Annotated in this window: 24 protein-coding genes; all 24 read right to left on the reverse strand. The window is 36.9% G+C overall.

From position 1 onward, the window contains the following. Positions 1-54 precede the first annotated feature (54 nt). The 24 genes from ACFSFW_RS23545 to ACFSFW_RS23660 all read right to left on the reverse strand — a co-directional run bounded on the left by ACFSFW_RS23545 (position 55) and on the right by ACFSFW_RS23660 (position 26773). Positions 55-1014, reverse strand: a complete 960-nt coding sequence (locus tag ACFSFW_RS23545) for a DNA/RNA non-specific endonuclease (protein ID WP_388042047.1) — start codon at positions 1012-1014, stop codon at positions 55-57. Positions 1015-1502: 488 nt separating this feature from the next. Continuing rightward, a complete protein-coding gene (locus ACFSFW_RS23550; protein ID WP_388042049.1) occupies positions 1503-1898 on the reverse strand; it encodes a hypothetical protein in 396 nt (131 codons plus the stop codon). A 62-nt stretch (positions 1899-1960) separates the two neighbouring features. Then, positions 1961-2104 carry a hypothetical protein gene (locus ACFSFW_RS23555; protein ID WP_388042051.1) on the reverse strand — a complete coding sequence of 48 codons (144 nt, stop codon included), beginning with the start codon at positions 2102-2104 and terminating at the stop codon, positions 1961-1963. A 47-nt stretch (positions 2105-2151) separates the two neighbouring features. Then, the gene (locus tag ACFSFW_RS23560; protein WP_388042207.1) at positions 2152-2403 is read right to left on the reverse strand and encodes an HNH endonuclease; all 252 of its coding nucleotides are present in this window, start codon (positions 2401-2403) and stop codon (positions 2152-2154) included. Positions 2404-2436: 33 nt separating this feature from the next. After that, a complete protein-coding gene (locus ACFSFW_RS23565) occupies positions 2437-3651 on the reverse strand; it encodes an McrC family protein (RefSeq protein ID WP_388042053.1) in 1215 nt (404 codons plus the stop codon). After that, complete coding sequence (locus ACFSFW_RS23570; RefSeq protein ID WP_388042055.1) at positions 3644-6217, reverse strand: McrB family protein; 2574 nt, start codon at positions 6215-6217, stop codon at positions 3644-3646. Before ACFSFW_RS23570 ends, ACFSFW_RS23565 begins: the two co-directional genes overlap by 8 nt. 346 nt (positions 6218-6563) lie before the next feature. Then, positions 6564-9815: a helicase-related protein gene (locus ACFSFW_RS23575; RefSeq protein WP_388042057.1), complete on the reverse strand. Its 3252-nt coding sequence runs from the start codon at positions 9813-9815 to the stop codon at positions 6564-6566. Positions 9816-9820: 5 nt separating this feature from the next. Continuing rightward, the gene (locus ACFSFW_RS23580; protein WP_388042058.1) at positions 9821-11593 is read right to left on the reverse strand and encodes a phospholipase D family protein; all 1773 of its coding nucleotides are present in this window, start codon (positions 11591-11593) and stop codon (positions 9821-9823) included. 1 nt (position 11594) lies between these two features. After that, complete coding sequence (locus ACFSFW_RS23585) at positions 11595-12791, reverse strand: DUF6361 family protein (protein WP_388042060.1); 1197 nt, start codon at positions 12789-12791, stop codon at positions 11595-11597. 266 nt (positions 12792-13057) lie between these two features. Further along, complete coding sequence (locus ACFSFW_RS23590) at positions 13058-13429, reverse strand: nucleotide excision repair endonuclease (RefSeq protein ID WP_388042062.1); 372 nt, start codon at positions 13427-13429, stop codon at positions 13058-13060. A 112-nt stretch (positions 13430-13541) separates the two neighbouring features. Continuing rightward, positions 13542-14357, reverse strand: a complete 816-nt coding sequence (locus tag ACFSFW_RS23595; protein WP_388042064.1) for a cobalamin-binding protein — start codon at positions 14355-14357, stop codon at positions 13542-13544. 33 nt (positions 14358-14390) lie between these two features. Beyond that, on the reverse strand, positions 14391-14819 hold the full coding sequence (locus ACFSFW_RS23600; RefSeq protein ID WP_388042065.1) for a bifunctional adenosylcobinamide kinase/adenosylcobinamide-phosphate guanylyltransferase: 429 nt from the start codon (positions 14817-14819) through the stop codon (positions 14391-14393). Then, positions 14771-15394, reverse strand: coding sequence for a histidine phosphatase family protein (locus ACFSFW_RS23605; RefSeq protein ID WP_388042067.1), 624 nt, complete (start codon positions 15392-15394; stop codon positions 14771-14773). The genes ACFSFW_RS23600 and ACFSFW_RS23605 overlap by 49 nt, the downstream gene beginning before the upstream one ends. Next, positions 15346-16104 (reverse strand): adenosylcobinamide-GDP ribazoletransferase, encoded by a 759-nt coding sequence (cobS, locus tag ACFSFW_RS23610; RefSeq protein WP_388042068.1) that lies wholly within the window; start codon positions 16102-16104, stop codon positions 15346-15348. Before cobS ends, ACFSFW_RS23605 begins: the two co-directional genes overlap by 49 nt. After that, the gene (locus ACFSFW_RS23615; RefSeq protein WP_388042070.1) at positions 16104-16652 is read right to left on the reverse strand and encodes a bifunctional adenosylcobinamide kinase/adenosylcobinamide-phosphate guanylyltransferase; all 549 of its coding nucleotides are present in this window, start codon (positions 16650-16652) and stop codon (positions 16104-16106) included. Before ACFSFW_RS23615 ends, cobS begins: the two co-directional genes overlap by 1 nt. Beyond that, positions 16649-17734: a threonine-phosphate decarboxylase CobD gene (cobD, locus tag ACFSFW_RS23620; RefSeq protein WP_388042072.1), complete on the reverse strand. Its 1086-nt coding sequence runs from the start codon at positions 17732-17734 to the stop codon at positions 16649-16651. The genes ACFSFW_RS23615 and cobD overlap by 4 nt, the downstream gene beginning before the upstream one ends. Before the next feature lie 18 nt (positions 17735-17752). Further along, a complete protein-coding gene (gene cbiB, locus ACFSFW_RS23625) occupies positions 17753-18721 on the reverse strand; it encodes an adenosylcobinamide-phosphate synthase CbiB (RefSeq protein WP_388042074.1) in 969 nt (322 codons plus the stop codon). Beyond that, a complete protein-coding gene (locus ACFSFW_RS23630) occupies positions 18721-20229 on the reverse strand; it encodes a cobyric acid synthase (RefSeq protein WP_388042075.1) in 1509 nt (502 codons plus the stop codon). Before ACFSFW_RS23630 ends, cbiB begins: the two co-directional genes overlap by 1 nt. A gap of 35 nt (positions 20230-20264) precedes the next feature. Then, complete coding sequence (gene cobO, locus ACFSFW_RS23635) at positions 20265-20816, reverse strand: cob(I)yrinic acid a,c-diamide adenosyltransferase (protein WP_388042077.1); 552 nt, start codon at positions 20814-20816, stop codon at positions 20265-20267. A gap of 28 nt (positions 20817-20844) precedes the next feature. After that, positions 20845-21888, reverse strand: coding sequence for a nicotinate-nucleotide--dimethylbenzimidazole phosphoribosyltransferase (cobT, locus tag ACFSFW_RS23640; protein WP_388042079.1), 1044 nt, complete (start codon positions 21886-21888; stop codon positions 20845-20847). Further along, the gene (locus ACFSFW_RS23645; RefSeq protein WP_388042080.1) at positions 21885-23267 is read right to left on the reverse strand and encodes a cobyrinic acid a,c-diamide synthase CobB; all 1383 of its coding nucleotides are present in this window, start codon (positions 23265-23267) and stop codon (positions 21885-21887) included. Before ACFSFW_RS23645 ends, cobT begins: the two co-directional genes overlap by 4 nt. 17 nt (positions 23268-23284) lie before the next feature. Then, the gene (locus tag ACFSFW_RS23650; protein WP_388042082.1) at positions 23285-24754 is read right to left on the reverse strand and encodes an adenosylcobinamide amidohydrolase; all 1470 of its coding nucleotides are present in this window, start codon (positions 24752-24754) and stop codon (positions 23285-23287) included. After that, a complete protein-coding gene (locus ACFSFW_RS23655) occupies positions 24751-25818 on the reverse strand; it encodes a FecCD family ABC transporter permease (RefSeq protein ID WP_388042084.1) in 1068 nt (355 codons plus the stop codon). Before ACFSFW_RS23655 ends, ACFSFW_RS23650 begins: the two co-directional genes overlap by 4 nt. Next, the gene (locus tag ACFSFW_RS23660) at positions 25781-26773 is read right to left on the reverse strand and encodes an ABC transporter substrate-binding protein (RefSeq protein WP_388042085.1); all 993 of its coding nucleotides are present in this window, start codon (positions 26771-26773) and stop codon (positions 25781-25783) included. Before ACFSFW_RS23660 ends, ACFSFW_RS23655 begins: the two co-directional genes overlap by 38 nt. Between the last annotated feature and the right edge of the window lie 162 nt (positions 26774-26935).

Here is a 26935-nt window from a genome sequence, read left to right on the forward strand (position 1 = left end):
CCAAGGTGGAAAAAGTTCTTTGGTTCATTTATATTGCCTGAAAGATCCAGGAGCTTACTCACCTACCATACCGTCACCATCACGATCATCCATATATTTGTATAGCCAATGGTCAGAAGTTATTGGCATACTAAAACCTGCATCTTTAGCTTCTTTAATCGTCACTTGCCCATTACCGTTTGTATCCACACGAGATATATCACCGTCTGCATTAGAACTAGTTGAATTTGTGTTTGAATTAGTTGAATCAGAAGGTTTACTGCTTGTTAAACCAAGTGATGCGTTTACTTCATCTGGGTTTACATTATCAAATTTATCAACAATTACATTACCCATTAAAGTATAGGTATATTGATAGCTTGAAGGAATCTGTGTTTCTGTATTCGGATAAGTTATAATTGCTTCAAATTTGGTAGCTCCACCTGCCTTACGGATTGCGTCCTCCATATAAGCTTGATCACCATGTCGGTTGAGCGTACTTTCTTGTGGGGTAATATTATAAGCATTTGATACTCCTCCTAGAGAATCAGCAATGATATGTCCTTCATCTAAAACGTCACTTTCGACACCAGGAACCTTTGCTTCATCAGAATAGTATCTGCCAGACGATAATACAGGTTCGTTACTGTCATCTTGTAGAATGATTTCGTCAGCAATGACACGTACGAGTTGTCCGTATTCATTAGTAAATGCCCAGTATTCACGGTCGCCATAACCAACGTCAACGACGACGTTAGGTTCACGGTATCCAGACAAATCACCACCATCAACTTCAATAAGTTTGTATCCTGAGAATAGTTCATTATTTGGTTGGGTTGGTGTTTCCTCTACTACAGGTTCATCGACAACTGTAGTGATAGTTTCTTGTTCTTCACTACTTTTGTTTGTTTCAACTGTGGTTACTTCTTGTGAATCTATTTCTACATCTGTAATGGTTGAATCATCTACGTTGGTACAACCAACAATAAAGATGGTCGTTAAAAGTAAGATTAAATAGGTCATATTCTTTTTCATTTTTGGACTCTCCAATAATAGTTTCATATTATTCAAATGTTAACATAGATTAACGTTGTTAACCTATTAATAATAGTACATTCCAAGATTGTTCAGCAGCCAAATCTTCTTGTATTAATATATTTTACTCAGTTGTCCTTCTCCGTTGTAGGTTTAAATATTAAATTATCATCTCTATACTTTAGGTCGCAAAGGCACGGTTTTTTTACAATGATACTGAGACTTACGAAGCTATAAATAACTTTCAAAATGATAATTTGAATTTTTAGTACACAAGCCACGCATGGCTGCGTTTTCAAATCTCATAGCTTGAGTCCTTATGTTTTAGGACTATCCCTTCTAACCCTTGCTGATGGACCAAGTTAACGTAGGCAGCACCATGACCCTCAATATATTTACCTTTGATACCAGGCTAATATCCTGCTTTATAATTTCATGCAGTAGCTGTTTCCTTTCTACCACTGAGAGTTCAACTCTCGTCCGCAGCCTTAATCTAATGTTAATTTGTAGACTGTTTCCTCATGATCTCGAACAGGGTTCCCTTTCCTTCTTTTTTCGTGATGTGTTACCCATTTATTTGGATCTTTGCATTTATCTTGACGAGGAATTCTTCCAAAATATTTCATAACCTCAATTCCGTAATACTCATGAGGAAACACTACACCAGCAAGTAGGTTGTCAAAATATACAAGTCGTTCTGGCACCCCGTTTCCATCGATCTTTCGATCCCATAGAAGAGAATTTTCATTTATAAGTATAACAGCAAAATTCCTGGTGATATTTTCTGTTTGTTTTGCATTTTCTCCTTTAATTAGGTTTCTGTAATATTGGATATTGTTTAGAAAAACCTGGTTCTGTTCTTCACTATATTCATACCTACTCATTCCTTTTCCCCCTTCTATTACATCTCATTTTCTAATTTTTTGTAACGAACTTTAGTTTGTTATCAATCACATCTGCGCAACCTTCCGGTATTTAAAGAAACCTTTGAAACATATCCAGCCTTTCCATACTTGATTTCGATACCATCTTTTATAGATCCTTCATAATGAAATACTGTTCCTCGTGCTAACTTTTTTAATTCGATCATATCTACCCCTCTTACTTGCTATCGCAGTATATTTAAATAATCCAGCTTTACAATTCTTGAAACCTATTTTCCCTATGCCATTTCATATAATGTACTTGGCTTTCGTTCATGGTAATTTGTAAACTATTGTTTATATTCAAGAATACTTTTAAGGTATCATCAAGAATTTTAGAAATTATTATCCTACCATTCTCATCAAAGGATATGAATCCCTTATCAAATAACGCATCGTGGTTTGGGCAGAGTAATAAACCGTTATCTACATCTAATCTTTCCTGGTGGTCGGAGTCGAACTCTATTTTTTGTTAAATTCCCATTCCAATTTACTTTATTTAGTCCAGCATTAAGATCTTAGTTAACTCCTCAACAGTTCTCTCAAAATTATCAATCCTAACCGTGCGCATCTCTATTGTTTTCTCCGTGTCGATCACTTCCCAAATCGGAAGGTCTTGCTCGCCTTCTTGTTTCGGGTAAAGTAAAATACAGCGATTTACATTCTCATATGCCGTAACATAGGCATACATTTGATATATATCAGCTTGGGTATAGTTAGTCCTACCTTGATATGTGGCACTTTTCCATTTTGTGTCTAATATGATATCTTCATTAATAACAAAATCAGGCTTTAATAGGATGTTCCTGTAGCCACTCTTTTTGTTGCGCAGTAATCGCTTTTCTGCATGCTGACTAGCTACACTTCCATACCCCACTGACTCTTTCAATGCTACCTCCATATATTTCTCAAATAAAAGATTCATTGGAAACAAAAAAGAAAAGGATGATGATCTTTGTCCTCGACTATAAATAGATGCATGTTCAATAATTAACTTTGCAAATATTGCAGCATCGCGGAAACGTTCATTTTGTCTATTCAAGGTTATTTTACTGATTGAATTAGCATCAAATTTCACTAAGTCTACATTTTCCAAATACCCTAAGCAACGTTCTATATATAATTTTAAAGATTGCAAGCTTATTTTTTTCCGTACAATAAATAGCGCTGCCTTAAAAAGCTGGTTTAAAGGATTATTCTCGGAATGTTCATCAAAACTACAAAAAGCTCTCGTTTTAATAAATGCATTTCTTCCAATATGCTCCTTTAATTCAAGTTTACCTTTAAGTACATATAGATTTTCAGAATGTGTTTCATACGACTTATACAACCCTTTTCTTAACTCATTTAGTAACCGTTCCAAGAAAGCAACAAGAAAAGCTGATAACAAGTCGCTGTATTCTGAACCATTTTTCACCTTTTCATAAAAAGAAATAGGAAGAAAATTCGAAACTGATAACATTGAAAGTAATGCTTTTCTTTCATCTTCTTTTGAAAGATTAATCTTCGGCAAAATCTCATAGCGAACATCTGAACATTGGATAACTCCGACATAGTTTATAAATCTACATTTTTTATACTTTAGATCTACTATATCTTCATTGGGGTATTTTTCTTCTAGGTATCTAATTAGCTCCTCGTATTGTGCAGGTGATATATCATCTTCTGTTATCCAATCATACGCTTCTCTAACAATTATTGTATTCTCACTCATAGATGGACAATAGCTCCTGCGCAGTTAGTTTTTTTTTCACACGATAGATTGTAGGAATATGGATAGCTGGTCTGTTTTTAAATAAGTCTTTTACATCTATATCTTTTTTATAAATTATGAATGGATCCTCTTTTGATGAGCCAATTCCACCTAACACTAACCCAATTTTTTCCCAATCATCATAGAAATAATCTTGCAATAACGGAATGATTTTTGTTTCCATGATTGTGATAATTTCTTCATCCGTTTTGGCATTAATAAAATATGCATGTCCAATCATATGGTCTCGATCATATAAAACTTCAATACGTTTATTCATAATTGAAAGCATATCTTCCACATTAATGACATCACCTACAGATTCCAAAAGTTCAGGAGCTGGCATCATTTCTTCAAAAACAAAACGTCTGCGTAATGCTGTATCCAGTAACGCGATGGAACGGTCCGCTGTATTCATTGTCCCAATTATATATAAGTTTGGAGGTAGGATAAATTTATCCCTAGAATAAGGTAGCTCAAGAATTAGCTCGTTATCAGCGGTTAATCGTTTATCTTCTTCCAAAAGTGTTAAAAGTTCACCAAATATTTTAGAAATATTCCCACGGTTTATCTCATCAATGATGACAACATACTGTTTCGATTTTGAAAAATCGAATTGTTTATTTTCCTGTAGTGCTTTTAATACAATTCTTTTCTTTTCCTCATACTCAAGATCACTACCTATTGTTTCCGGTTTCTCATCCGCATCAATTTTGTTCATAATCCAATTAAAAACAGCCCAATATCTTGTATGGTTTGCCCCGCCGATTGCTTCTTTTATAAATGTTACAGAGTTTTTCCAGTCTACTCCATTTTCATTTACATACCGATATAGTTTTAACAATCTGGCTTTAGAAACAATTGATATGCCATCCGAATCATCACTTGATACATTAAGATTTCCATTGTCTGATACATGAGATATGGACTGCATCTTTCCAGTTAAAGATTCAAATTTAATATTTTGTTCCAATCCTTTTTCAGCTAAATAATCATAAAGCTGTTCAAAACGTATTTCGTCAGAATAATCATTCTGATTGTTGGTAATTCCCTCAAACATTGCTTCAATAGCCACTCTTTTCAAAAGGCCGTCTGACGTCACAAAGTTCCCTTTCCCGTCGGATTTCAAACCTTCAATAAAATCTTCATACGCGTAGGACTGATGGAAGGTCACAGTACGTATACGATCTTCCTTTAATAAACGTGTAAAGTATTGTTGAAGTGCTTCTCGCCCGTCCGCTTCCAGTTCCTCATATATTCGTTTATCAATTAATTCAACGGCTCGATTAACAACTTGGTATGTCTTACCTGTCCCTGGAGGCCCAAAGAGGACATAATTTTTTGGTATATCATCAATTTCTAACTCTGGTGGCAATTCGTGACCTCCTTCTTCTTTCATAAAAATAAGATTAATCGCATTTTTATTTTTAACCTGATTGATTGTACTCCGATATCCACCATAGCCGATATATTCATTTACTTCCTTATCAATCCATTCTACCGGAAGTAAATGGCCATTCTCATGTGAAAAGCTATAACCATCATTTGCATCTTTCGTAATTCTACCCACTGCATTAATCCGTAATACAGATTTTGTTTTTCCTTCTATTTTACGAGTAAATGTTGATTTCAGTGCAACATAGTCTCCCTCTTTCATAGAAAAGAATTGCTTAAGAGCCTTTTGACCCGCAGTAGAATCTTCCTTTTCTTCAATAATCGTTTCAAAATTATCATCAGTAAGATACTCTGATAAATCTTCACTTAAGAAATTTGTGGCTATGTAATTATTCTCCATTAGGAAATCTTTAATAGATTGATCAGAACCGTATGTATGACCAACTAGAAAATATCTTACAGAGTCATCAATCTTTTCATCCCGCTCTGCAAAAAGCTCCCAAATAAAATGAGAAATTTGATGACTAGACCAGTTAGAGAACACCTCTTGTTGTTTAAGAAGAGTAATCACTTGATGATTTAATTCAATAGATTCTTGGGGAACAAGAATCTCATCTCGCACCCCTAATATTTTTCCTAACTCAATTAAGATCGGTGGAGAATAAATATTAAAAAACATTTCCGGGACATAGAGATTTAAAATTTTTAACAGAACCATATTAAACAATGGGTTTTCCATTTTACTGATTTCTGAAATTCTGTCCCCTTTTGCAAAAGTAATGGCATCTAAAATAGTACTTTTCACTTTACTAAATTCATTTTGCAGTTTATCCCCTTGTAGAATAACTTGGTTCTTTCCATACCCCTTACAATATTCTCCATTCTTAGCTAGATATACCCCGAATTTAGAAGAATTGCCCCCACCAATCCCTGCTAATATCTGTTTTCTTTCGAGCCAATAAATGAAACAATCCTTAGTTTTAGTATTTGCATATTCATCAATAGTAAGATTATGTAAAGAGCTAAGTGGAAAACGCTCTAAAAATGAATTACGTTTCGCTTCCGCTTTCGAAGTAATTTCTGGATCTGAACTAAATTGTACTGCTTTATCTACTATCGTTTGTAGTTTCATAGCTAGATTACACCCCTTTATAAAAGAAAATATTACCATTATTATAACCGAGGTTGGGTCGGACGGACAGGTTTAGTGTCCCACTGTGTGATTCATTTGATTGTACAGCCCCAAAATGGAAGCCGGTTCGAATGAACTCGTGCTAATTTGTCTATTAAACCTATAATTACTAGCCATTCACAATTGGCAGTATGCCATATTATACAAGAAGGACTATCTCGCAGCTTGGAGAAATATCGTATTTCCATCTTCAGGAAAAGGGCAGCTAATTAAAAAAACAACAAAAAAGTAGCCCTGGAACTTAGGCTACTTCTTGAAATATTCCATTATCTCAAACATATAATTATTACTCCCTATAATAAGGACTCAAATTCATAAACATCTCTTTAAGCTCTGCTTCATCCACATCATGTTGAAAGATATATTCCAAAAGCTCCTCTTGCTTTGCTTGTCCTAAGCTTAGTCGGTAAAGCTGTAATATCTTCATCAAACGTTGATATTTGTGCCCGTCCTTACTAAATGGGTAGATCGGCACAATTCTTTCTATTTGTATACCTTGATTCTCAGAGAGAGTCCAATATGGCACTAGTTCGGAGGTGCTTTCATTACGTTCACTTTTATTCGCTTGATCAAACATCTCTTCCCATATGTCTCTTTCAAATTCGATATTTCCATATTTTTTGGCTATGTTTTGACGTATAGCAAAGGATTTATATCGATTAATTCTTCCTTCTCGTTGTTCCAAGTCAATTGGATTAGAAGGTAAATTCCAGTGAACGATTTTACGACAATAATAATGGAAATCTAGTCCTTCTTGCCCAATCGAGGTGGAAGCAAGTACAAATGGACGGAATGGTGAATTGAAAGATCTCCTGACGCTCTGTTTTCTGTCATGTGCCCTGTCCTCGTTACGTTTATCGGCGAAACCAACAGCATAACTTGTTCGCATACGTAATCCCGAATGAGATGTTCCTGTCGTCACTCTTCTTTTGAAACTTGAGAAAGTATCTACTTGCAATGGGGCACTTCGAAACTCTAACGATTCTTTTATCGCCTCAATAAGCTTTTGGTTTCTTTCCGTCGTATCTTTATGTTTTAAACCACCCTCTTCAAGTAGCATATGGGCATATTCATCAATCATCGCCTGAAAGTTGCCATCTACACAGTATCGGAGTACATTCTTCCAATGAGTGTGGTCTCTATCTTTCGTTGAATACTGCAAATCAACAATAGCAATTGCTTCCTGAGAATTAAACCTATTTAGTACTGATTTGGCAAACATGACGATATTCGTTAAAGATGTTGAGTCAACTTGGTCTAGCATTCGTACCCCACATACGCTCGGAGAACCGAGTGCCATGTTTACCAATACTTCAACTAAATCATCTGGTTTCTTCCCTAAATCAGGGTATTCCTCTGATAAGAAAATTCCCCGTAATTCTTTAAAGTGAAGTGTTAATGCTTTGTCGTCTCCATCTTTCGTATCTCCTTGATTATCTACTTCCATAAAACCCTCAGTAGAGAACCAATCATTCATGACAGGTTCCTTTATATCAAATAAAAGAGGAGCCATAAAATACCATCGTTCATCAATTCTAGAACTTTCTTCTTCCGGAATCTCTTTGAGCATTTCCCTGATTTTTTCAGTAATCTCCAGTTTTATCTCAGCTAGCGTTACTTTCCTATTTAAGACATCCACCGGATTAAATAATTTTGCTAATGAAATAGAAGGATAGAGTAGTGTCAGATGATTCATATTAGATGGTGCGTTATCCTTCATGACAAAGCGAATTCGTGGCTGTGGGAATCTTCTCTCTGCTGAATAGAGATAATTCTTTTTACTTTTACGCTTTTTCTTATTAGGTATCTTTTTAATCATTTCACCAACCGTTAAGCGCTCCGCTTCATAAGAAAGCAACGTTGCAATTGATCTAGGCACCATTTCCCAAGCAGAAAACACTAACACTTTCGAGAATTGCTGATGTCTAGTATAGCTTCCTCCAAACTCATAGTATGGCCGCGATGGCGGAACCCATAATAATTTCTCTGCCCCTTGTGGCAACGCAATTTCTTTTAATTTTGATAGTCTAGCATTTACATCAGGTATTTGCTTGTAATTATCAATGCCTTTTCTCTCAACCCATAGCCCCTCTTTATTGGCTAATAAAACTTTGTCGGGATGATGGATGAAATACTGCGAGATTTTCTGTTTTAATTTATATTTATCCATAAAAGACATCAAATATGGTGCAGATTTCACATATTCCACCGGCAGTTTATCATTTAATTCCGCATCTTGTAGCAGTTGATCCATATTTATATAGGATCTTATATCTTCATGAGAAACCTCTAATTTCTCTACTCTTCCTTTAATCAATTCACTTGCGCCTTCTGCAAGCATTCTTTCAGTTCGAGCTATCCCTTTATAAAGCTGCTCCTCTGCTTCTTGTTTTTTTGCCCTCAAAATAACTAAATCATGATGTGTAAACTCACTTAATGCAGTGGAGTAATCTTTCCACACTGTTTCAAACCTCTTCTGTTGCTCTGGTTTTTTCTCAAATAAGAAATTTGTGACCTGAAAAAACTCCTTGTAATGATCATCACTACCAGACTCCTGGATTTCCTCCAACGTCGAGTACATTTTATAAGGCGTCGCCGATAGCAATAGCGTTTTCACTACTTCCTTTGATGAGTTACCACTGTTAAAGAATTTCTTTGCAAGAATTGCGGTCTCACTTTCACTTTCTGTATTAATCAACTCAGAAAATCGTTGGAATTCATCCATAATCACCAAATCTGGTTCCATCATCTTCACACTGATTTCAGCCATCATTTTACGTAAAAAAAGAATGACTTTCTTTGAGCCTTTTACTCTTGCATCAGGATAATTGAGTTCCTTTATGAGTTGACAAACTTCTTGAAGTTCATGATGAATAGTAGGGTTGTTATCAAATGCATTTTCGATCTGTGAGAGAATCGTCTCAATGTATTCCCCATTACTTATCTCATCGATAGTCAAGACTCTATCCTCAAAATAGTTCTTTAGCCAGTTCCAACTAGATTTGGCCTTGTCCATCATGAACCAATCTAACTCTTCAATATGTTCTTGAAGTTCTTTGTGTCTTTTTAAAAAAGCAAACATCAAAGCTCTTTCATTTGCACTCCCAAATCCTGTTGTCATTTCAAAAGATGTCATAGGTGTTAAAGGAATTAATTGAATATATTTCTCCTTTAGTTCTTCATCATACTTATCTTCAAAAATTCTAAGATGCTGCATAGATAAACGATTATTTGAAGCCTTTTCTACCTGTACATTCTGATCAATCATTAATTTTTTCAAATTCTGGCTAGCAATGCCCTGATTCGAACAAACATACACAACCTTAAATAAAGGATCTTCTACTATTTCCCTATGGTACCGAGCGGTCTTGGCAATAACCCCTTTAGCAATTAATGTTTTGCCAAGACCTACTTCATCAGCTACAAGTACACGGCTATAATGATTAGTAAAAAGATAATGAATTCGTTCAACCGTGGCTCTTTGGAAATCCTTGAGTCCCGAAAGTATTTCCTTTTCTTTCTGTTCCAGATTTATCATTTGATTCACCTATTCTGATTTGCCCTTTTAAAAGTTTGATACAATTTTTCGAAGTCCTCTGGGATGATTTCTTCGTCACGAATAATATCAATTACATATTCCACATCATTAAGTTTTTCAGGAGAGCGCGAAACTGTCCTTAACATATTCTCATATAGAATGGGTCCATCCATATAAGCAGAGTCCCATGCAAAGTCTCCTTTTTTGTTTCTTTCAGACTGTTCAAGTGCTGCTAGTAAGAAATCATCTGCTAATAGAAATGCGACATATCTAAGAAAAGTCATTGGATCACGAATAATACTTTTATAGATCTCGCTATCTCTTTCAGCAGGTATTCCCTCTGTATCGATTTTTATAATTCTTTCTACTTGGGTATCACCTATTACAGCTTTTACAGTGTAAAATTCCCCAAGTTCTAACAAACTCAAATCAGAGAAAAGCACTGTTTCCTCTAAAAATTGCTCCTGTACTTGACTTAATAATGGTTTAATAAAAAAACGAACAGTATTTGGAAGTTCATTGCTATGAATAGCTAACGAATATGTACCTTGAGTCTCTGTAACAATTGCCCGTAAATCACTTCTAGAAAGCTGTTTAATCCCTTTTTGTAGTTGTTCTAGCAAGTCTTCATCCTTTTCTTCTTCAATATCCGGAAGAGATTCGATTTTTTCAAATGGATTATCTTCCTCGTCTTTCCCAAATAAATCTTCAAGCAATTGTTGTATTCTAAACCCATACTTCTTATATTTTAATTTTAGTAGAAATTCTACATTTCCATGAAACGCATTCCTAGAACAATTGGCAGAACCTATGTAAAAATGGTGTTGATTATATTTACTCTTCACATACAATTTCGCATGAATATCCTGAGGCTGAGCAATCTCCATATCCTCGTCGTCTTCTTCACTAATCACACCTTCGCCTTCAACAATCATTTCTTTTAATACATAAATATCACAATAATCAAGAATATCATTCTGAAGTTTATGTAGTTCCGTTCTTCTTGTAATCAGCACAAACTTCTCGTCTGACAATTTTTTCTCTGTCAATTCTTTTAACGTACTTCCACTTAAGAACGGGGACATAATAATGAGATCATGATATGTTTCGAAGAGTTCAGTATCGTCTTTACCGTGTCCTTCGATTCCAAGTGGCAGAAAGTCATAATCCACAAAGTTACCACCTGGTACAAAATGTACAAAATCCAACTCTGATAGGAGATTCTTCATCGCTTCCACCTTAGTCGTATCTGGAACATAAGGAAGTAGATGATCAAAAAAGTCTTTTAACGGTTTCGTCTTAGGATTCACATCCTCTTGCTTTTCCCCCTCCAATGCCAACGCAATATCCCAGCTGCGGTCAAATGTTAAATTTCGAGTTAACACAAGGAGTCGATATAACTCCCGATTTTCTTTATTCACATATTTAACTAACCATACTTTTGGATGGAAGGAGAGATCGTTCTCTAACGCGATTTCACTTACACTGTTTTCTAATAATGCAAAGATTGTATTGTTTTTCTGAGGTACCTTTATTTGCCCTGCTTCGCAGAAAATTAAAAATTTATCTGATGCCCTTCTAAGGCCTTCCAACATAAAGATCGGATTATCTTGAAATGTATGACTCATTTCTTCTGCTAGACTTAGTGCTAGTGGCACCCCAATTAATGCCTCTAAATCAAGTGAATAGGTCGTCCCCATCGCAAATTCAACTTCATAATCGACGGGTGGCTTTAATATGTCACTATAATTCAATCTGTTTTTATCTGGCTTAAGCACGCTACTCCTCCAATCCGTCCAAAATATCGTTTATGATCGCTTTAGCAACTCGAAATCGATAATCTAAGGACCGAATTCCAACCCATTTCCCATCATAAGAGAAGGCCTTCGAATTATATAATTTGGCACGATCCTTTGATTTTAATTCTACTTCTCTATTAATTAATAGGTTATCGATTTCATCCACGTCACCATCTATTGCAAGCTTCTGCCAATCACGTAGGAAATTCTTCAATCGAATATTTCTTCTGTCTATATGTAGAAGGCTTAACACCTCTAAATAAGGAAAAGAAGAAAATTCATTTTTCACAAAAGAACTACTGAGCCATTTTTCCCATTCCTCTACGGCGTCCTCATTCTCCTGTTTCGAAAGGATGACATTGTATCTTATATTGGCACCAGATATAAATTTATTAAATTTGTTCGCTAACTGGTACATCCTTCTTATGTGATCAGGTAAATCAAACACCTCCCCGATCATTTCAAAACTTTCTACAAGTTTTTGTTTTTCGGGATCTTGATGTAGTAAATAAGCAAAAAGGCTGTGTTCTGTTTTAGAAGATAAGGTAATTCTTTGCTTCAAAAACTCTGCTTCTTGTCGAGTTAGCTTTATTTGTAGATTTTCTTTCCAATCTCTATCAGGTAGTAGACAATGCCAGAAAGTCCCATAATATTCATTTCCAGCATCAATATCATCTGTCTCCTCGTCACCTAAGGATTTTAAAGCTTGCTTATTTTTTTTCATGGCAAATACAGATTTAGCATAGTTATCGAGGGTAAGGTTTTCATATTTAAATATTTCAAATTTCCTAAGACCATTCCAATAGATACTGGATGGCTTTCTTTTTAGTTTCTTACCAGATCTCCCTCCAATAATTCCATCCAAATCTTTACCTTGTTTTAAGATATCAATAAGTTCTAATTCTTGTTGGGAGAGCTTATTTAGAAATTGATTATGACTAGAGAATGAATCTTTTTCTAGCTCCATTACCAAGTAAGGAACAATAAAAAAGTATTTGGCTCTCGTTTGTAAGGTAGATGTACCAGGAAAGAACGTATCTGAGAAACCATCTCTAATCATTCCAATCCCAAGCTCATCCACAGCCCCTTTTTGAGCTAGTAAATCGAGAATGGCCATGACTTTATTTCGATGTTCATTCGAGTAATCTATCCAGCCTATTTGAAGAGGATTTACCATTTACTTGTCCTCCTGTTTTTAATAAAAAATATTTCTTACTTAAGATTTTTAACTTTCGTATTGGCTAATCATTAGCTAAAGAAAACGTTTATGTTAGTTCATATCATTTATTTTAGCATAATTTTACAAATTTTCATTACATTAAGTCCCGTCACAGGACGACCCGAAGATTGTCGAATTTAAAATATTTTTATACCTAAATAAAAAGGGCCAGACCCCACACACGGTAAATATTTACCGCACTGGGAGTCTGGCACCTATATTTCTTAATAAAACACTTTATCAACGTTATATTTGGACCGAAGTTTATTTATGATATATGTTTCATAAATGTCTCGTTCCATAGGATCTTCTACGATGCAAATATCGATTTTATAGACTTCGTCTCTGTGCGATTTAATAGGTGAAACCGTGTCTTCAAAATGTTTTTTAATTCGTTGACGTAGTTTCCGCGCTTTCCCGACAAACAGAAGCTCATCATCTTTATTAAAAAATAAGAAAATGCCACCTTTATCTCTTGGTATGAGATGGAAGTCAATAAATCCGTGAATATCCTTGATTATTGGTTCATTTTCTTTCGGAATTTGTTTCCGTTCTGTAATCGTAATATCTGGAGTAGGTATGCTAATTTTTATCATGTTCAATCACGTCCCTTTTTTGTATAGAGATAAATGGTATCATATGTAGGAAAGAAAAGCGATTTAACAGTTAATTCAAGTCCCATAACCCATCACCAGCCTTACTGTTATTCTAATCGATTAACGGATCTTTCCCTTCAATAAATGGAGGAAATATAGTTGGGTGTAGAATACTTGCTATCTTATTGAGTCCAATTAATAATCTTGGTGAAGGTCTGCAAAATAATGGTTCCTCTAAAATATACAATTGCTTATTTCGTATCGCCTGCATGTTATCTGATTGCGGACGTTTTAAAATGACTTTTGGATTAACCTTGTCTTTTTGAACACCTACCCAGATGATGCACATCACATCAGGATTTCTTCGTCTCACTTCTTCCCAATCTGTTTGTACACTCGCTTGATCCATATCTTGAAAAATATTTCTTCCTCCTGCAAGCTCACTCATTTCAGATAACCAATTTGTCGCCCCAGGTGTAAAAATGGGCTTTGCCCACCATTCCCAATAGATTGATTTCTGATTTTCTACTTGCTTCGATAAACGTTGATAGCTTTCTAAGATTTGTTTATATTTCTCAAATAATTGAGTCGCTTTTTGATGCACATTTGCTGCTTTTCCAACAAAAAGTAAGCTCTCTCCAACCTCTAGCAGGCTTTCTGGGTTTGGAACGATGACATACGGAAGGTTTCTCTTCTTCAGTTCTTCAATATTTCGTTCCATCCCAGGTACACTTAAAGATGCTAATACAAGGTCTGGCTGTAGCTCTTCTACCTTATCCATGTCTATATGTAAATCAGGGCCCAATCTCGGTAATGCTTTCACCTGTTCAGGCCAATCTGAGTAATTATCTACTCCTATTAAGAATTTAGTTAATCCAAGATATTCAACTAATTCCGTATTACTTGGACAAATCGAAATGAGTCTCATGAACGATACCTCCTTCTTACAAGCAAAATATATTTATTTTAACCTCTTACATAACCCATTCCATACGTACACCACTTCATCTGACATCTTTACAGCATCCTGCGCAATCCATCCCATCACATCTCGTAGCAATCTATCATTTTTTTGAATGGGTACTATGCCTCTGCCAACCTCTAACATAATAAGCACGATTGGCATATTTCGCTTTTTCTCCTCCACATCAAAAGCCTGAAAAAGATGTGAAAAATCACTTCGAATCTCGTTCATATTTTTTCTATTGGCAAGTTCATGTTCAATCCATTTTTCCCAACCTTCAACGACTAATGTTGTATCATTCTCCCATTTCATTTTCCAATTCGATAATGAATCACCCATATAAGCAGAAGCCCAACTGCATCTTTCATATTTCTCTCTCACGATTTTCCTTTTTCCTGCGAAGGCACCGCCGATAACGAGCTGCATTTCCATACCCCCTCGTACTTCATAAATGTTAGACGTATACAATGTCCATTCGGGATCATGACTTCCCAGAACGATAGAGATGATACATATTTTGAAACAACATACCGAATCACGCCTCCATGAGTCATGATAAGAATGGTTTCATTGTGAAGAGTTCGTTGAAATCGTTCATTAAAGAAGGCATCAATTCGACCACTAAATGTATCAGCTGACTCCCCATTCGGAATTATGCCTTTCTCCCAATTGTTAAGCCAGTTCTGATACGCTTTCTGGTCTTTCAACTCGTCATATGTCTTTCCTTCCCAGTCCCCAAAGTCCAATTCTCTTAATCTGGCATCTTCCGTTACCTGTGCAGGAATAGTTAATAATTTTAAAGACTCCTGACAACGTCGTAAATCACTTGTAAAAACATGGTCAAAATGTATGGGTGTCAATTCCTTTTTAAGTTTAATTAGGCCTGATTGTTCACCTCTTATTATTTCTTTATCCGTATGACCTAAATACCGTTTCTCCTTATTCCAAGCTGTTATCCCATGACGAACGAGATATACATCCATGTAATCGCAAGTCCCCATAATTCGCCTCCCTCTATGGCTGTACCTAATAAATCGCCATTTGTTCCTTTAAATGTATGCTTAATCCAAGCACCAAACAAGACCATAAACACAATATATGCAGGAACTAAAAAGAAACATTCAGGAAAAAAGTATAAGAGTATCCCTACAGGAATCATCGCATATAAAAAGTCAAACCGATTTACGTTTTTCTTCCACTCCCATGCTAATCCATGTTGTTTTGCTGTAGGTAAAGAAATCATTAATACAACGACTCCTAAACGTGAAAATGCCATGATAAATAGAACCGAAGACAAAAGTATATCCGCTTCAATCAATGAATAGATAAAAAAAGTTTTCCAAGCGAGCAAAAAAAGAAGTGAAATCAGACCAAAGCTTCCTACATGTGGGTCTTTCATAATCTCCCATTTTTTCTCAAGTGGAGCATTTGACCCCACTGCATCAGCTACATCCATCCACCCATCTAAGTGTAATCCACCAGTCATATAGACCCATAATGAAATGATAAGCAATGTCAAGAATAGGATTGGAACATAAGGCTGCAATACCCACAACACACTCGTAATAAAAGCACCTAATCCTACACCAACAAGCGGGTAACTCCTTATTGCCCATCTACTTGTCTGTTTTGTCCATGGAGATTCGATAGGAAGAGGAATTCGTGTTAGAAATTGAACAGCAAGTATAAATCCAAACAACATTTGCTTCATCAGATTTCACCCTTCCAATACAACGGAATCCCTGCTTGAACCTGAACGGCAATATCTGATTGCTGCACGATCATGGAATGGAGACGTTGTAAGGCATACATATAGCGTTGAACAACATCATCAATGGGAGGGATTCCCTCATTCACATCATTTGAAACAAGAAGAAGGTGAAATTGCTTTTCGCGTGCTATAGATAACCAGCGATTCACCCTTTCCTCCATCTCTTCCATCGTGCGTGTATGTTCGAACATGACATTACTTACCCATATCGTCAAACAATCTATTAAAATCACATCACCTTTTTTAAATTTAGACAGAATCGGTTCAAGATGAAAGTACTCTTCGATCGTATGCCAAGTCTCCCCGCGATCATGTTGATGAATCCGAATCCTTTCTGCCATTTCATCATCACTTTTTTTAGCGGTTGCAATGTAATGTAGAGAAACACGATGATTTTCTTCCTTCATTTGATAAAAATACGAAAGAGCTGTTTGTTCTGCAAATTGACTTTTCCCCGATCTAGCACCACCTGAAATAAAAAAGATCATACCTCATTTCTCCACTTTTGAAGTGCACCAAGTAACTGTTGATTTTCTATGTGTGACCTAATCGCGATTCGTATAAACTTTCCATGTAATCCTTTAAAGTTGTGAGTATGTCGTGTAAGGATTCCATTCTCCAATAAAAAGTAAAAAAGCTCATCCGTTCGGTCTGGAGATTTTTTATCCTGCAACAGATAAAAGTTTACGAGTGATGGGGAAAAATAGTAATCTAATGCAGATAAGCTACTAAATACGTTTCGAGATTCCTCATGTAACCATATTCTTGTATTGTCAACAAAATCACGATCTTCAAGCAATTTCGGAACGATTGCATCTACTAAGGAGTTTATGCTCCAAGGAATTTGTTCGTTCTTCAATGCATGTATGACAGTTGGATGAGCCAGAATATATCCGATTCGCAGCCCGGGAATTGTATACATCTTCGTTAAAGATCGTATTACGATTAAATTGGGGTATGCCGATAACCATGATGTAAGGGTAGGAATGGAAGTTGGTAAAAAATCAACAAACGCTTCATCCACTACTACATAAGTACCGCTTTTTTTCCCTACTTCTACTAAAAGCTGCAAATCTTCTTCTGGTATAACCGTTCCAGTTGGGTTATTAGGACGACAAAGAAACAGAACATCCTTTTCAGCAACCTTTTCTTGAATCAATTGGACTGGTAGTGTAAATCCACTTTTATCTTCAACTATAAGATCCTCCACATCAATATGGTAATGTGTACAGGCTCGTTCATATTCTAAAAAGGTAGGATGGGCAATAAGTGCTTTCCCTTTTTCGAAATACTTTGCCACTAAAAAAATGGCCTCTGCTCCCCCATTTGTCATTAGGACCATGTCTTGGTCTATTCCTTCATGCTCCGCTACCGAGGCGCTTGCTTTCGAATAAGTGGGCTCTGGATAACGTGTGATCGTATCATATTGTTGTTGTAAGGCATCAGATAACCAGGAAGGAGGTCCCAACGGATTTAGGTTAGCGCTAAAATCGAGCAATGCTTTCTCGTCCTTCATATGTAAAAGTTTTTTGATTGTTTCAGGTTGTCCCCCATGATTTGGCCATTTCATTATTTCACCTCATTTACACTAGTTAACTAGCAGGAGTAAGCTTACACCTATCAAAAAGAATACGATCCACCCTCCATGCATATACTGAATTGTTTTTTCGATATCAGAACTTACCATCTTCCTTAAAGGGGCTCCCATTTGTGCACGCACTGATTTTCTACCTTGATAATAATTGACCCCGCCTAACTGAATTCCGAGTAATCCCGCCACCATTGCCTCTGGCCACCCGCTATTTGGGCTGGGGTGTTTTTTTGCATCTCTCCAAGTTGTTTTCCATCCATTGCTCTTTTTAGACCCTTTTATAAAAGAAGCTGCGAGCCACATCGAAAGGGCAGTTAGTCTGGCAGGAATCAAATTTACTAAATCATCTAGTCTAGCTGAAGCCCATCCAAATTGCATAAATCGCTCATTTTTATGTCCAACCATCGAATCTAACGTGTTAATCGCACGGTACACCATCGCAAGGGGTGCCCCTCCAATGATTGCCCAAAATAATGGGGCTGTTATGCCATCGACTGTATTCTCAGCAACCGTTTCAACAGTTCCTCTGACAATTTCATTCTCTGGCAACCCTTCGGTATCACGACCGACAATCATACTTAGCTTGACTCTCGCTTCCGTTACATTCCCATTCACTAAAGGAACTAGAACTTCCTTAGCGGCAGACGAAAGACCTTTGATCGCAATCGTAGTTGAAATCAAATAGATTTGTATAAAAACGCCAACGATCGGGTGCAATTGATAGGCAACAAAAACAAGCGATAAGGTAAGGAAAAAAACGAGTAAAACAACTGTTGCGCAAAAGCAAATCCCTTTCCAAACTCTCGCATTTCCTCTATTCCAGCTCTTTTCAAGCCATGTGATCAATTTTCCCATTAATACAACAGGATGGGGAATCCATCTAGGGTCACCAATTAACAAATCTACTACAATAGCTGCAAATAAAATCATGCAAAATATATTTGTTGGTTCCTGTACCATTCCCATCATTTCAATTCCTTTTGATAGTCTGTTAGAAACGTATTTATTCGATCTAACTGGATATTTTCTCTTACAACCTTGGCTAATACATTAAATCCTTCTTCTCTCTTTTTTGAAAAGGAGGGTCGATTCTTAATTGGCTCTAACCCTTTCTTCACCCTGATCTCGTTTAGAAAGACCTCACGAAATAAATCATTATGGAAAATACCATGAAAGTACGTCCCGATAATTTGTTTGTCCTTCGTTATCGTTCCTTCCCTTCTATCAGCAAGTTCAACAAAATGATCACATTCATTTTCAAAAGATGCTTGTCCCATATGAATCTCATAACCTGAAACTGGAATGCGTTTCTCACCAAAGCGTGCAATTCCTTCTGAATGAACGGTAGTCTTATGGGTTGTCATGGAAGTCTGCATTGGAATGAGACCTAGTCCTTCTACACTACTGTGGGTTGATTCAACTCCGTGTTTATCTTCAATAAGTGTTCCTAACATTTGGTACCCACCACATATGCCGACAACCGTAGTTCCCTTTTGTACTAAATCTAATATCCGATTAGCTAGACCTGTACTGTGTAAGGCCATCATATCCTCAATTGTATTTTTACTCCCTGGCAGAATCAGCACATCTGGATTTCCGACGTCTTCCATCGCTTTGATAAAGCGGACATGACAATCCTTTTCCTCAAAAAAAGGATCCACATCCGTAAAATTCGATATCATCGGATAACGTATGACCGCAATATCAATTTCTTTTGACTCATCTGGTTTCGAGGTATACGTATTTAACACCAATGAATCCTCTGCTTCAATTAGAAGGTTATCGATATATGGAACAACCCCTAATATAGGCACACCCGTATATTCCTCAAACCAAGTTAACCCAGGCTGTAATAGAGAAACATCCCCTCTAAATTTATTAATGATGACACCGATGACCCTTTTTCGATCCTCAGTCTCAAGAAGCTGTAATGTTCCTACTAAACTGGCAAAGACTCCACCCTTGTAAATATCACCAACCAGAATCACAGGTGCATTCGCTATCCGTGCAACTCGCATATTAACAAGCTCCCGATCATTTAAATTTATCTCTGCAGGACTACCCGCTCCTTCTATCACAATCCGCTCATAGCTTTTGGACAATGTATCATAAGCTTCTCGAATCACTTGCAATCCTTGTTGAAAAAAGTCCTCGCGATATTCTCCAGCTTTCATATTCTTAAATGGCTTACCGTGAACAACAATTTGTGATTCATAGTTTCCATTAGGCTTAATTAATATCGGATTCATATCTGTCGTTGCTAAAATTCGTGCCGCTTCAGCTTGAACACCTTGTGCACGCCCGATTTCTTTTCCATCGACCGTTATATACGAATTCAATGCCATATTTTGCGATTTAAAAGGTGCTGTTTTAAAACCATCCTGAACAAATATCCGGCATAGAGCGGTAACAATTGCACTCTTTCCAGCATCTGAATGAGTACCTTGAATCATTAACGGTACAGCTCTATTCATTGTGTGAACTCCTTTTTTGTCTGATTCTTGCTCCTTTAAAATTCAATCCCTTTTACGGCTGGTATGCCTTCATCATAATAATGCTTTTCCACTTCAACAACCGAAACAAGATCAGCGATTTCTCGTATTTCGCGCTTGGCATCTCTTCCGGTAATAACGAGATGAAGGTGTTGCGGTTTATTTTTTAATAATTCAACCACTTCGTTTAACGGTAATACATCATCAATTGGAAATGTATCAATCGCTAATGCATTGTTTAATTCATCTAGTATGACCAAATCATATTCACCGCTCATAACAGCTTCCTTCGCCTTTACCCATCCAGCCTTTAACGCTTCCCTATGTTCTTCTGGGGTTTTTGTCCAGGTAAATCCTCTTCCAAGCTGCTCCATCTCAACCCCAAGCTTACTTAAGGCAATTTGTTCCCCGTACGAACGTTCAGGTGATTTAATAAATTGAAAAATCTTTACTCGTAATCCTCTTCCAACTGCTCGTACTGTTAAACCTAGAGCTGCAGTTGTCTTCCCTTTACCGTGACCCGTATACACAAGTGTTAATCCCTTTTTCTTATTGTTAGCTTGTTCCATATGAACCTCCTAGTTTTGTGATAAATGATTACTTATTTGTAGAAATTCCTGCTGATTGAAAGGTTGCCATTTCTTTTAGCATTAAAGTAGCCAATTGGATAATCGGAAATGAAATGGCTGCACCTGTTCCTTCTCCAAGTCTAAGTCCTAAATCAATAATGGGCTGCTTCCCCAACTGAGAAAGTGCGATTTTGTGACCAGGTTCAATCGATTGATGTGTGACAATCATATAATCTTTAACACTAGGGGAAATTAATTTTGCAACTAATGCTGCAATGGTACAAATAAAACCATCTACAAGAATCGGTACCCTTTTGCTTGCAGCTGCTAACATTGCACCTGTCATTGCGGCTATCTCTAGTCCGCCCACTTTCGCGATAATATCAATCGGATCATTTCGATTCGGATTCCTACGTATAAGCGCCTGTTTAATAATGGCAGTTTTATGTAAAAATGCAGCATCAGAAATTCCAGTCCCTCTTCCTACTAAAAGGGAAATATCTTTACCGCTAAGAACAGCTAAGATTGCACTACTCGAAGTTGTATTTCCAATCCCCATCTCTCCGAGTATGAGGCACTGTGCCCCTTCTTGGATAATTTGTAAGGCTTGATTATACCCAACATCAATCGCTTGTTCAGCTTCTTGTCGACTCATTGCATCTTCATGATAAAAATTACCTGTACCATAACGAATCTTTTGATTGATTAATCTCTCGTGTTCAATATCATTTGCTACTCCAATATCGATAATCTTAAGGATGGCACCAATTTGTCTACTAAAAACATTTATCGCTGCACCACCATTTAAAAAGTTCCAAACCATCTGTTCGGTTACTGCTTGCGGATAAGCAGAAACACCTTCTGAAGTGATGCCATGATCGGCCGCAAAAACAAGCACTCCTGGTGGCGTAACACTAGGAAACGGTTCGTTTTTCATTTCTGATAAGTAAATAGCCAATTCCTCTAGCCGCCCAAGGCTTCCTATTGGTTTTGTCAACGTATTGATATACTCACTAACCTGTCTTCCCATCTCCTTGTTTACCTTTGGGATGGCTTCGTATATTTGTTTCATCCTAATCTCTCCTTACTATCCCGATACTCTATACATTTCTTAATCCAGTTCTCCACAATTTTTGGATTTGAGCCAAAATGAAGATGGGTGTAGCCAGCTACTAAATTGTACTTTAGATAGCCTTCCTTATTAACACCCCGCAGCCCCTTAGTTTCATAGGCATAGGAAAGTTCATTTGCCAAAAAAGAAGAATAATGAAATTCATGCCCTCTAACCATTTGATCCGTAAGAATGAAATTGTCATTAAGACCACTAATTTCTCTATATCCTAATGCTTGTAAATGTGTATGCATGCGTACTTTACCTGGGATGATCCCTATCATTTGATACGTCTTCTGTTCCGTCGTTTCAATGGACTCGGTCAAATACATGAACCCGCCACATTCAGCAAGAGTTGGCAGTCCTGCTTTTATGGCCTTATGAATCGATTCCTTTGTCTTGACACTAGATTCCAGATCTAAAGCGAATTCTTCAGGAAAGCCTCCACCTATATATAGACCATCCACATCAATTGGTAATTCTTCATTAGCCAATGGAGAAAAATAAACCAATTCTGCTCCATTTACTTCCAAGATTTCTAGATTCTCAGGATAATAGAAGTTAAAGGCTGCATCTTTTGCAACAGCTATTCTCGTCATCTTATTTTGCTTCTTTTCAAACAAAGATGATTTATTTTTTTCAATTATCGGTTCAGCTACAGCTAATTCCAGCAATTTATCAATATCAATCGTCTCTAAAACCAAGTCACCCATTTTATCAAATAATGGAGTAAGTTCACCGCGTTCAATTGAAGGAATGAGACCAAGATGTCTTTCTGGAATTTCAATATCAACATCTTGTTTCAAATACCCGATAACAGGAATACGGCATTCCTGTTCAATTGCTTTTTTGACAAGCTGAAAATGTCCCTCGCTCCCCACTTTGTTTGCAATAACTCCAACAATATTTGGTCCTTCTGCAAACAATTGAAAACCCTTCACAATTGCTGCTGCACTTCGAGCCATACTTTCACAATTCACTACAAGCAATACAGGACTTTTCGTTATGATACTAATCTCTGCTGTACTACCTTCATTTGTTTCCGGACTTTTCCCATCAAAGAACCCCATAACTCCTTCTATAATTGAAATATCAGCATCACGATTTCCATGTGTGAAAATATCCAAAACTCTTTCATGGGTGAGCATCCAGCTATCTAAATTACGTGACACTCGTTCTGTTACAGCTGTATGATAGGATGGGTCAATATAGTCAGGACCACATTTAAAGCCTTGTACGCTTAGACCACGTTTGATTAATGCTGACATAATCCCAATTGTTAATGTTGTTTTTCCAACCCCACTGCCAGTACCTGCAATTACAATACGTCGATCGCTCATTTACTCCCCCACCTTTTTTAGTTTGCGACTCTTTGTAAATACTTTTGGATTGCTTCTTTTGTTGCATCATACACAATTCGACCAATGCCTTTTCCAACAATGGTTCCTGAACCTGCGTATGGTGTTTTATCCCCTTGTTGTGTAACACCTAGAAGTAGTGAATCCGTTGATGTACCAGTTGCAATGGTGTTGGAGTGTGGATCTTTAATATTCATGTCTAGTAACGCTTTTGTTTTCGCTTCTGTAGCTGACATAAAGGCATTTACAAGTGCACCATCTGTAAAATGTGAATCTATGAAAAGCATGATGTTGATTGTACCTATTGTTTGTTTCGCCTTAGAATGTGAACGACTCGTAATATCAACAGCATTTCCTGTACCCGCAGTTACAACGGCCAGCATCTGAATACCTTCAAATTCTTCATGCCGAATGACAACATCTTCTAATTGAACAGCTGTCATCATTCCAACAGCTTGTTCATAAGGAATAGAGTACTTTGTCATCCAATTTCGCAAATCACGGTCAGGCTCTGAGCAATTATAATTCTTTTCAACATGAAAATTACAAAAATGCTTCAACCATTGAATCCCATCACCGATGACCCCATTGGATAATGTTCGTAAAGGTTGATCAAATTGAATGTGGATATACTCCTTCGTTTGAAGAATCTTATAAGAATTTTCAAAACGTGAACGAGGTTGTGCTTGATGATAGCCTGGTGTCATAAGTAGTTGTGGTTTTGGAATTGTCGGATGAGACCCAAGCTTAATATCGACTTCATACACCTTCTTTAGTTGGTCTGTCTTTCTGAAATTGTTAACATCTCCAACTTCTAAAAAACGTCCCTTATAAAGCATGGCAATCCGATCTGCATATTGAGAAGCAACATTTAAATCATGCAAAATGGAGAAAATTGTTAACCCCATGCTTTGCTGCCGTTCTTTTAATAAATCCAACATTTGGAATGTGTGTTTCACATCTAAATGATTCGTTGGCTCATCTAAAAGCAAAATCTCAGGTTCTTGTGCCAATGCCTTCGCTAATAACACCCTTTGCTTCTCACCACCACTAATCATTCGGAATGGAGTTTTTCGAAATTCACTTATATTCGTTAATTCCATGGCCTCTTCAATGACGTTCCAATCTACTCGGGATAGCTGTTTGAATAAACCTTTCTGGTGTGGATAACGCCCTAGACTCACAATTTCTTCCACAGTATAATCAAATGAAACCTTCGCCTCCTGAGTAAGAACAGCCATTTTTTTAGCCTTCTCAAGCTTTGAAAGAGTTGAAATTTCTTTACCAGAAAGGAAAACTTCACCATTTATAATCGGCAATTGCCCAGTTATCAGTTTAAACAGGGTTGTTTTTCCACTTCCATTTGGACCAAGAAGCGCAAAAAATTCACCTTGATGAATCTCAAGATTTAATCCATTAATAATAGGGGAATTCGTATATCCGCCAACTAAATTGTTAACTGTAATCATCTACGTTCCCCTCCAACTCTTTCTCTGATTAATAATAGTGCAAAAACCGGTGCACCTATTAGAGCTGTAACAACACCAATTGGCAACTCTTGTGGAGCAATAATACTTCTTGATACTAAATCAGCTAAAATAAGGAATGCTCCGCCTATCAGTAGTGAAAGTGGTAGTACATGGCGATGATTTGGACCCGTTACAATACGTACTACATGTGGAATGACAAGCCCTACAAATCCAATTGATCCAGACACGGCTACAGCTGAACCGGTTAATAAAGAGGCTCCAATTAAGATATAAAACTTTCCCTTCTTCACATCAACCCCAATATGATCTGCCGCATCCTCCCCAAGTGCTAACGCATTCAACTCCCGGTAATGGTAGAACAAAATAAAGGAACCGCACAACATAAACGGAAGAATCAATTGAACATGACTCCAGCCTCTCAGTCCTACACTGCCATATAACCAATAGATAATTTGAGTCATTGAATCTTGGTCGCTTAATGAAATAATGAGGGAAACAACTGCTCCAATAAAGGAACTAACAATGATCCCCGCTAATATTATTGTTTCAATCGCTAAGCTTCGACTACTCAATCGAACAAGTCCGAATACAATAAGTAGTGAAACAAAACCACCTACTATCGCAACAATGGGAAGAGTAAAGTTTCCTAACCCAAAGATCGTAAACTGAAAAAATAAAACAAAAACTGCACCAAGAGATGCACCAGATGAAACCCCGATTGTATATGGATCCGCTAATGGATTACGTAATAATCCTTGGAATGCAGCACCCGCTAACCCAAGGGATGCACCAACAAAAAAGGCCAGCAATACCCTCGGTATTCGGATGTTCCAAATAATCATCTCTTCATTTCTAGCAATCTCATTAAGCCACCCCCAACCAAAGGTTTTGTCTAGTACAATATGTAATATGGTTGGAATAGGCACTTGGACACTACTAACGAATATGCCAAGGAGGGCTGTACTAAGTACAAACCCTCCGCTTAGAATATATAACCAAATAACGTTATTTATTAAAAACTTCCGGATAAATAAGCTTCGCAAGAGTCTCGACTCCTTCAATTAACCGAGGACCTGGTCTAGTAACCGTATCGTTATCAACATCAAAGACCTGTTTATTTTTAACTGCAGGAACTTCAGACCAGCCTTCACGCCCAAATACTTCTTCAGTTGGATTATCTATGTAGTAGCCATACGTTGTAATGATGACATCAGGATTTAATTGTACAATTTCCTCCTCTGTTAATTGTACCCATCCTTCATGCTCCTCTGCTGCATTCGTTGCTTGAATGGCCTCGAACATTTCATGCATAAATGTATTTGTTCCTGTTGTAAAAATATCAGGCGCAGGTGAAACCTCAACCCAGACTTTCTTTTTATCTGTTATTGTTGAAGCTTTTTCCTTGATTTCGTCAAAACGTTGCTTCATATTTGTTACAATTTCGGTTGCCTCAGTCACAGTTCCTGTAGCTTTCCCAATCATTTCAATATGTTGATACGCATCCTCAAAGGATGAAGCACTTCCAACGACAATCACATCAATTCCTGCATCTTCAAACTGTTTTAATATGTCAGGATGTGTATTGTAATGATAATCTGTAACTAGTGCTAGATCAGGAAGAAGTGAAAGAACCAATTCTGCATTGATATCCTGTGCACCTACTTTTTGAATTTCAAGTGCTTCTGATGGGTAATTATCGTAATCAGAAACTCCAATAATTTTTTCTCCTAAACCAAGGGCAAATGCAATTTCTGTATTACTTGCCTGAATGGAGACAATTGATTCAGGTTCTTCATCAATTGTAACTTCTCGATCAGCACTGTCTATAATTGTGATAGGGAACTCTTGATTGGCATTCTCCCCTTCAGCTTGTTCAACGGTTTTTGGATCCTTCTCATCTTGAGCCTCTTCGTCTTGTGTACCACAGCCTGAAACGATACCCATGGTAAAAAGAAAAATAAGACTTAACAGACCCCATTTTTTCAACATTTCCTTCATTCTTTTTTCCCCCTTCTAATTTTGAACACAAAAAAACGCCATTCCACAGGAAGAGCGTTTCGTAAAGGCATAATAAAAGTTATTTGCTATAGAACTCCAATAAAGCAATCCTACTATAACAAATATAGTATCATATGATAATTTATCTGCACTTTAAACGTT

It is taken from the genome of Ferdinandcohnia salidurans, from assembly GCF_042680725.1.
GTDB lineage: Bacteria > Bacillota > Bacilli > Bacillales > Bacillaceae_L > Ferdinandcohnia > Ferdinandcohnia salidurans.

Excerpts from the sequence above, each read along its gene's own strand:
- ACFSFW_RS23645 (WP_388042080.1), bottom strand. The coding sequence starts at position 23,267 with ATGAGCGATCGACGTATTGTAATTGCAGGTACTGGCAGTGGGGTTGGA.
- cobT (WP_388042079.1), bottom strand. The coding sequence starts at position 21,888 with ATGAAACAAATATACGAAGCCATCCCAAAGGTAAACAAGGAGATGGGA.
- ACFSFW_RS23660 (WP_388042085.1), bottom strand. The coding sequence starts at position 26,773 with ATGAAGGAAATGTTGAAAAAATGGGGTCTGTTAAGTCTTATTTTTCTT.
- ACFSFW_RS23545 (WP_388042047.1), bottom strand. The coding sequence starts at position 1,014 with ATGAAAAAGAATATGACCTATTTAATCTTACTTTTAACGACCATCTTT.
- ACFSFW_RS23575 (WP_388042057.1), bottom strand. The coding sequence starts at position 9,815 with ATGATAAATCTGGAACAGAAAGAAAAGGAAATACTTTCGGGACTCAAG.
- ACFSFW_RS23650 (WP_388042082.1), bottom strand. The coding sequence starts at position 24,754 with ATGATTACAGTTAACAATTTAGTTGGCGGATATACGAATTCCCCTATT.
- cbiB (WP_388042074.1), bottom strand. The coding sequence starts at position 18,721 with ATGGGAATGGTACAGGAACCAACAAATATATTTTGCATGATTTTATTT.
- ACFSFW_RS23595 (WP_388042064.1), bottom strand. The coding sequence starts at position 14,357 with ATGAGACTCATTTCGATTTGTCCAAGTAATACGGAATTAGTTGAATAT.
- ACFSFW_RS23590 (WP_388042062.1), bottom strand. The coding sequence starts at position 13,429 with ATGATAAAAATTAGCATACCTACTCCAGATATTACGATTACAGAACGG.
- cobD (WP_388042072.1), bottom strand. The coding sequence starts at position 17,734 with ATGAAATGGCCAAATCATGGGGGACAACCTGAAACAATCAAAAAACTT.
- ACFSFW_RS23585 (WP_388042060.1), bottom strand. The coding sequence starts at position 12,791 with ATGGTAAATCCTCTTCAAATAGGCTGGATAGATTACTCGAATGAACAT.
- cobS (WP_388042068.1), bottom strand. The coding sequence starts at position 16,104 with ATGAAGCAAATGTTGTTTGGATTTATACTTGCTGTTCAATTTCTAACA.
- ACFSFW_RS23630 (WP_388042075.1), bottom strand. The coding sequence starts at position 20,229 with ATGAATAGAGCTGTACCGTTAATGATTCAAGGTACTCATTCAGATGCT.
- ACFSFW_RS23605 (WP_388042067.1), bottom strand. The coding sequence starts at position 15,394 with ATGGGGACTTGCGATTACATGGATGTATATCTCGTTCGTCATGGGATA.
- ACFSFW_RS23570 (WP_388042055.1), bottom strand. The coding sequence starts at position 6,217 with ATGAAACTACAAACGATAGTAGATAAAGCAGTACAATTTAGTTCAGAT.
- ACFSFW_RS23550 (WP_388042049.1), bottom strand. The coding sequence starts at position 1,898 with ATGAGTAGGTATGAATATAGTGAAGAACAGAACCAGGTTTTTCTAAAC.
- ACFSFW_RS23615 (WP_388042070.1), bottom strand. The coding sequence starts at position 16,652 with ATGATCTTTTTTATTTCAGGTGGTGCTAGATCGGGGAAAAGTCAATTT.
- ACFSFW_RS23555 (WP_388042051.1), bottom strand. The coding sequence starts at position 2,104 with ATGATCGAATTAAAAAAGTTAGCACGAGGAACAGTATTTCATTATGAA.
- ACFSFW_RS23565 (WP_388042053.1), bottom strand. The coding sequence starts at position 3,651 with ATGAGTGAGAATACAATAATTGTTAGAGAAGCGTATGATTGGATAACA.
- cobO (WP_388042077.1), bottom strand. The coding sequence starts at position 20,816 with ATGGAACAAGCTAACAATAAGAAAAAGGGATTAACACTTGTGTATACG.
- ACFSFW_RS23600 (WP_388042065.1), bottom strand. The coding sequence starts at position 14,819 with ATGCAGCTCGTTATCGGCGGTGCCTTCGCAGGAAAAAGGAAAATCGTG.